Here is a 6,152-nt window from a genome sequence, read left to right as displayed (position 1 = left end):
TGCACGACGAACCCGGTTGTCAGTTGTACTCGTTGCACCAGTCGGGCGAGACCTTCGTCTTCGTCGAGCAATGGGCCGACCCCGAGGCGCTCAAGGCGCACGGCACCTCGCCGGCGATCGGGAAGATGTTCGCGGCGGCCGGTGAGCACCTGGCCGGCGCGCCGGACATCAAGAGACTCGAGCCGATTCCGGCGGGCGATCCGGACAAGGGGCAACTGCGTTCGTGACGCAGGGGCCGCTCACCGGAAAGGTCGCGTTCGTCACCGGGGCGGCACGCGGTCAGGGCCGCGCGCACGCGATCCGCCTGGCCGGCGATGGTGCCAGTGTCATCGCCGTCGATCTGTGCGGGAAGATCGACAGCGTCCCCTACCCAATGGCCACCCCGGACGACCTGACTGCGACCGTCAAGCTCGTCGAGGACACCGGGGCGCGCATCGTGGCCACCCGGGGCGACGTGCGCGATAGCGCGTCGCTGTCGACCGCGCTGCGGGCGGGCCTCGACGAGTTCGGCCGGCTCGACATCGTGGTGGCCAACGCCGGCATCGCGCCCATGCAGTCGGGCGGCGACGGCTGGCGCGACGTCATCGATGTCAATCTCACCGGCGTGTTCCATACCGTGGAGGCCGCGATACCGACCATGATCTCCCAAGGCACCGGCGGGTCGGTCGTGCTGATCAGCTCGGCGGCGGGCCTGGCCGGCATCGGCAGCGCCGACGCCGGCTCCATCGGCTATGCCGCCGCCAAACACGGGGTGGTCGGGTTGATGCGAGTGTACGCCAATCTGCTTGCCCCACACGGCATTAGAGTCAACTCGATACATCCCTCCGGGGTCGACACCCCGATGATCAACAACGAGTTCATCCGCGCCTGGATGAGCCAGCTCATCGAGCGGTCCAAATCGCCGCCGGATATGGGCAACGCGCTGCCGGTAGAGGTCATGCAACCCGATGACATCGCCAACGCGGTGGCATGGCTGGTGTCCGACCAGGCCCGCTACATCACCGGCGTCACGCTGCCGGTCGATGCGGGCTTCTTGAACAAGAAGTAGCTGATGTCACGAAATGCCGCGGCGCAGACCGCTTTCGGGCCGATGGTGTTGGCGGCCGTCGAACAAAACGAGCCGTCCGGGCGCCGCCTCGTTGACGACGACCTCGCGGAGCTTTTCCTGCCCGCCTCGCTGCGGTGGCTCGTGGGCGCCACGCGATTCACCCCGGTTCGCAACCTGATGATCCGCGGGTCCGAGTGGTCGGGCCCGGGCCTGTGGGCCAATCTTGCCTGCCGCAAGCGTTTCATCGCCGACACGCTCGACGAAGCGCTCGGCGACATCGACGCGGTCGTCATCCTGGGCGCCGGGCTGGACACCCGCCCGTACCTGCTGACGCGCCGCGTCCGCATGCCGGTCTTCGAGGTGGACCTTCCCGTCAACATCGCCAGGAAGGCGAAGGCCGTTCGGCGCGTCCTCGGCAACCCGCCGCTCTCGGTTCGCTTGGTGGCGTTGAACTTCGAGCGCGATGACCTGCTCACCTCGCTAGCCGAGTACGGTTATCGCACCGATTACCGGGCGTTCTTCATTTGCGAAGGGGTGACCCAATACCTCACCGAAGACGGTGTCCGGCGCACCCTCGAGGGGCTGCGTGCCACGGCCGCGGGCAGCCGGTTGGTGTTCACCTACGTCCGCAGGGACTTCATCGACGGGACGAACCGGTACGGCACCCGAACGTTGTACCGCAGCGTCCGTCAGCGCCGGCAGCTCTGGCACTTCGGCCTGCAGCCCGACGAGGTCGCCGACTTCATCGCCGCTTACGGCTGGCGACTGGTGGAACAGGCCGGCCCCGACGAACTCATTTCGCGCTATGTGCAGCCGACCGGCCGCAATCTGAAGGCCTCCCAGCTGGAATGGTCGGCGTATGCGATAAAGACCTAGCCGCCAAGGTCTAGACCTCGATGACCGTGGGCACGATCATCGGCTGCCGGCGGTAGGTTTCGCCGACCCACTTGCCGACCGTCCGGCGCACCCCCTGAGCGATCCGGACCGGATCGGTCACGGCGGCGGCGACGAGTTGCTCCAGCTCGGCCTCGACCTTGCGCACCGCGGGCTCAAGCGCCTTGGGATCTTCGGAGAACCCGCGCGAAAACAGTTGCGGCGCAGCCGCCGGACGGCCGGTGCCGCGTTGCACGACCACGGTCACCGCGACGAAACCCGACGACAGGATGAGCCGTTCGCCCAGGGTGATGTCGCCGACGTCGCCGGTGATCAACCCGTCGACGAACATCTTGCCGATCGGCACGGCTCCTGCGATGGAGGCGATTCCGGCGACCAGGTCCACGCTGACCCCGTTCTCGGCCAACAGGATTGACTCCTCGGGCACCCCGGCGCGCGCGGCCAGCTTGGCGTTGGCGCGCAGCATCCGCCAGGTGCCGTGCACCGGCATCACGTTGCGCGGCCGCACCCCGTTGTAGAGGAAGAGCAGCTCGCCGGCGTACGCGTGACCGGAAACATGGACGCGCACTTGCTGATTGGTGACAACACGGGCCCCGATCTTGGCCAGGGAGTCGATGACCCCGTACACCGCCTCCTCGTTGCCGGGTATCAGGGACGATGAGAGGATCACCAGGTCCTCCCGCGTGAGCGTGATGCTGCGGTGCTCGCCGCGCGACATTCGCGACAGCGCCGACATCGGCTCGCCCTGGGTACCGGTGGTGATCAACACCACCTGCTCGGGCGCCATCAGCTCAGCGGCGGAGATGTCGATGAGATCGGAATCGTCCACCCGCAGAAAACCCAATTCACGCGCAATGGCCATGTTGCGCACCATGGATCGGCCGACGAATGACACCCGGCGGCCCAATGCCACGGCCGCATCGATGATCTGCTGCACCCGGTCCACGTTGGACGCGAAGCACGCCACGATGACGCGGCCGTCGGCACCCCGGATCAGCCGGTGCAAATTCGGGCCCACCTCGCTTTCCGAGGGCCCGACCCCGGGGATCTCGGAATTGGTGGAGTCGCACAGGAACAGGTCAACGCCCGCGTCGCCGAGCCGCGACATCCCGGGCAGGTCGGTGGGCCGCCCGTCGAGCGGAAGCTGGTCGAGCTTGATGTCTCCCGTGTGCAAAACCGTTCCGGCGCCCGTGTGCACCGCGATGGCCAATGCATCCGGGATGGAGTGGTTGACTGCGAAGTATTGGCACTCGAAGACGCCGTGCGTGGTGCGCTGTCCCTCCGCGACCTGCACGAAGACCGGCTTGATGCGGTGCTCGCGGCATTTGGCGCCGACCAAAGCCAGCGTGAATTTCGAGCCGACGACCGGGATGTCGGGGCGCAGCCTGAGCACGAACGGGATCCCCCCGATGTGGTCCTCGTGCGCGTGGGTCAGCACCAGCGCCTCGATGTCGTCGAGCCGGTCCTCGATATGGCGCAGATCCGGCAGGATCAGGTCAACGCCGGGTTCGTCGTGGGTGGGAAACATGACCCCGCAGTCGATGATCAGCAGGCGGCCAAGGTGCTCGAAAACCGTCATATTGCGGCCTATTTCGCTGATACCGCCCAGCGCGGTGACCCGCAACCCGCCCGGTGCCAGGCGACCCGGTGGGTTGAGGTCTACATCCACTTGTGGCTCACCAGGTGGCTTACCGCAGCACCGATGCCGCACGCATGTCGGCGGCCAACGCATCGATCTGCTCGGGCGTTGCCGGCATCTGCGGCGACCGGGGGTCGCCGGCGTCGATGCCCTGCAGGCGCAGCCCCGCCTTCGACATCGTCACCCCACCCAGGCGTCCCATGGCGTTGCACAGCGGGGCGAGGGCAACGTTGATCTTGCGGGCGGTGGCGATATTCCCGGAACCAAAGGCGGACAACAACTCTCGCAGCTGAGCGGCGGCCAGATGTGAGATCACGCTGATGAAGCCGGTGGCACCCATCGCCAGCCAGGGCAGGTTCAGCGCGTCGTCGCCCGAGTAGTACGCCAGACCGGTCTCGGCCATGATCTGGGCACCGCTGTGCAGATCACCCTTGGCATCCTTGATGCCGACGATGTTCGGGTGTTCGGACAGTTCGTGGATGGTGTCGGTCTGAATCGGTATCACCGAGCGCGGCGGGATGTCGTAGAGCAGCACCGGCAGTTCGGTCGCGTCGGCGATGGCGGTGAAATGCGCGACCAGACCGGTCTGCGGCGGCTTGGAGTAGTACGGCGTGACCACCAGGAGCCCGTGCGCGCCTTCGGCCGCGCAGGCCTTGGCCAGCCGGATGCTGTGGGCGGTGTCGTAGGTGCCCGCGCCTGCGATGATGCGGGCCCGGTCGCCCACCGCCTCGAGCACGGCACGGAGGAGCTCACGCTTTTCGTCGTCGGTGGTGGTGGGCGATTCACCGGTGGTCCCCGACACCACCAGGCCGTCACAACCCGCGTCCACCAGGTGGTTCGCCAGCCGCGCAGCGGCGGCGGGGTCGAGGGATCCATCGGCGCTGAAGGGGGTCACCATGGCGGTCAGCAGGGTTCCCAACCGTGCGGGGGCGTCGAATCCGACGGTGTTCACGGTGTTCAGGTTACCTGGCGGCGGCAAGGGCACTTGTCACTGCGGCGAGCGTGCGTGTCGGTACGACGACACGCCGTCCAGCCCGCACATTCGCGCACCTTCGCGACGGGCTGCGCTCAGGCTTCGGTCGCCAGTGGGCTGGTGGCGACCTCGGTGCCGTCGGCCAGGGTGGCCACCTCGAAGTCGGCGAACACCGCGGGAGCCACGTCCAGCAGCCGGCGCAGGCACTCGATGGCCAGCCGCCGGATTTCCACGTCGGCGTGCTCGCTGGCCCGCATGGCGATGAAATGCCGCCACGCCCGGTAGTTACCGGTCACGACGATGCGCGTTTCGGTGGCGTTGGGCAGCACCGCCCGGGCCGCCTGGCGCGCCTGCTTGCGCCGCAGAATCGCGCTGGGCTGGTCGGCGAACTTTGCTTCCAGCCTGCCCAGCAGCTCGGTATAGGTGGCGCGGCTGGCGTCGGCGGCCGCGGCCAGGATCTGCCGCAGTTCGGGGTCGTCGTCCATGCCCGGCGGGACGACGACCTGCGAGTCTCCCTCCGGCACATAGCGTTGCGAGAGCTGCGAGTAGGAGAAGTGCCGGTGCCGGATGAGTTCGTGCGTGCACGATCGCGAAATGCCGGTGATGTAGAAGGACACACTGGCGTGCTCGAGCACCGAAAAGTGTCCGACGTCGATGATGTGCTTGAGGTAGGCGGCGTTGGTCGCGGTTTTCGGGTTGGGCTTTGACCAGCTTTGATAGCACGCCCGGCCGGCGAATTCGACCAGCGCCGGACCGCCGTCCGCGTCGGTCGTCCACGGCACGTCCGGAGGCGCCAGAAACTCGGTCTTGGCGATCAGCTGCACGCGCAGCGGCGCGGTCGTGGCCACGGCGCTCACCTTAGCGCTGGGCGTGCCGAGTCTGCGCTCAGCGCGTGTGTTGGGCCCGATCGGGCGCCCTGAGTCCAGTTCCGGCGCTAGCTGGGCATCGCGCGGCCACCTGGTCTTGACAAACGTGCCGAGCAAGCTCGGAACAGCGAATCGCATCCATGCGGGCTCGCGGCATAAACTCGCGCAGGTGGGATCGGATGAACTGCAGGTCGTACTTGATCAGCTAAGAGCTGCGGCCGCTCAATGGCAGGGTCTGAGCGGCCAACTTACGGGGGTAGCGCCGCCATCGCCGGGGCAGCCGTTCCAAGCCACCACGGCGGCGGTGAGTGGCGTCAATGCAGCAATTGGCGTCGCTGGGGCGGCATTCGCCAACCGAATTCAGGCTGGGGCTGCCGGGATGACTTCGGCGGCTGCAGTTTACGCGAATCAAGAGGCGACTGGGGCGGGTGAGATGGCTGCTGTGACGCGGGGGGCAGTGGTGTAGATGCCGGTCACTTTGTCGCAGGTTCGAGCATGGACCACCGAGCACCTGGTCAACGCGGCCAGCTACTGGAGTAAGACCGCCGATCAGTGGGAGGACGTTTTTCTTCAGATGCGGAACCAGTCCTATTCCATCACTTGGAAAGGCGCTGGGGGTGACGGGCTTCGGCAACGAGCCGGCGCGGACCTGTCCGTCGTCAGCGGCAAAGCCGACCAGTTGCGTAAGGCAGCCGGGATTGCGCGTAATGGCGCCAGCGACATCGGCGCGGC

7 protein-coding genes and 1 pseudogene are annotated in these 6,152 nt (G+C 67.1%); 5 read left to right on the top strand and 3 right to left on the bottom strand.

Annotated elements, in window-relative coordinates:
* From JO059_RS00830 to JO059_RS00820, 3 genes are all read left to right on the top strand, one after another.
* Nucleotides 1–227, top strand: a 227-nt coding sequence (locus JO059_RS00830) for a putative quinol monooxygenase (protein ID WP_293313952.1), incomplete at its 5' end; no start/stop codon positions are given.
* On the top strand, nucleotides 224–1,048 hold the full coding sequence (locus JO059_RS00825) for a mycofactocin-coupled SDR family oxidoreductase (protein WP_293313949.1): 825 nt from the start codon (nucleotides 224–226) through the stop codon (nucleotides 1,046–1,048). The genes JO059_RS00830 and JO059_RS00825, both read left to right, overlap by 4 nt.
* 3 nt (nucleotides 1,049–1,051) lie before the next feature.
* Nucleotides 1,052–1,924: an SAM-dependent methyltransferase gene (locus JO059_RS00820; RefSeq protein ID WP_293313946.1), complete on the top strand. Its 873-nt coding sequence runs from the start codon at nucleotides 1,052–1,054 to the stop codon at nucleotides 1,922–1,924.
* A 10-nt stretch (nucleotides 1,925–1,934) separates the two neighbouring features.
* Here the strand turns inward: JO059_RS00820 and JO059_RS00815 are convergent, their stop codons facing one another.
* The 3 genes from JO059_RS00815 to thyX form a co-directional block, all read right to left on the bottom strand.
* Nucleotides 1,935–3,611 carry a ribonuclease J gene (locus JO059_RS00815; protein ID WP_293313944.1) on the bottom strand — a complete coding sequence of 559 codons (1,677 nt, stop codon included), beginning with the start codon at nucleotides 3,609–3,611 and terminating at the stop codon, nucleotides 1,935–1,937.
* A gap of 19 nt (nucleotides 3,612–3,630) precedes the next feature.
* Nucleotides 3,631–4,533, bottom strand: a complete 903-nt coding sequence (gene dapA, locus JO059_RS00810) for a 4-hydroxy-tetrahydrodipicolinate synthase (RefSeq protein ID WP_293313942.1) — start codon at nucleotides 4,531–4,533, stop codon at nucleotides 3,631–3,633.
* Nucleotides 4,534–4,649: 116 nt separating this feature from the next.
* A complete protein-coding gene (gene thyX, locus JO059_RS00805; protein ID WP_293313939.1) occupies nucleotides 4,650–5,402 on the bottom strand; it encodes an FAD-dependent thymidylate synthase in 753 nt (250 codons plus the stop codon).
* A 187-nt stretch (nucleotides 5,403–5,589) separates the two neighbouring features.
* Here thyX and JO059_RS00800 point away from each other — a divergent pair, with 187 nt between their 5' ends.
* Nucleotides 5,590–5,886 carry a hypothetical protein gene (locus tag JO059_RS00800; RefSeq protein WP_293313936.1) on the top strand — a complete coding sequence of 99 codons (297 nt, stop codon included), beginning with the start codon at nucleotides 5,590–5,592 and terminating at the stop codon, nucleotides 5,884–5,886.
* Nucleotides 5,887–6,152: pseudogene (locus tag JO059_RS00795) on the top strand (hypothetical protein); the annotation flags it as partial.

Origin of the sequence: Mycobacterium sp. (assembly GCF_019247615.1) — a bacterium.
Lineage (GTDB): Bacteria > Actinomycetota > Actinomycetes > Mycobacteriales > Mycobacteriaceae > Mycobacterium.
Note: the sequence above shows the minus strand (reverse complement) of the source record. Positions and strands in the feature narration are given on the sequence as shown.

Coding starts and splice junctions, on each gene's coding strand:
- JO059_RS00820 (WP_293313946.1), top strand. CDS start 1,052: ATGTCACGAAATGCCGCGGCGCAGACCGCTTTCGGGCCGATGGTGTTG.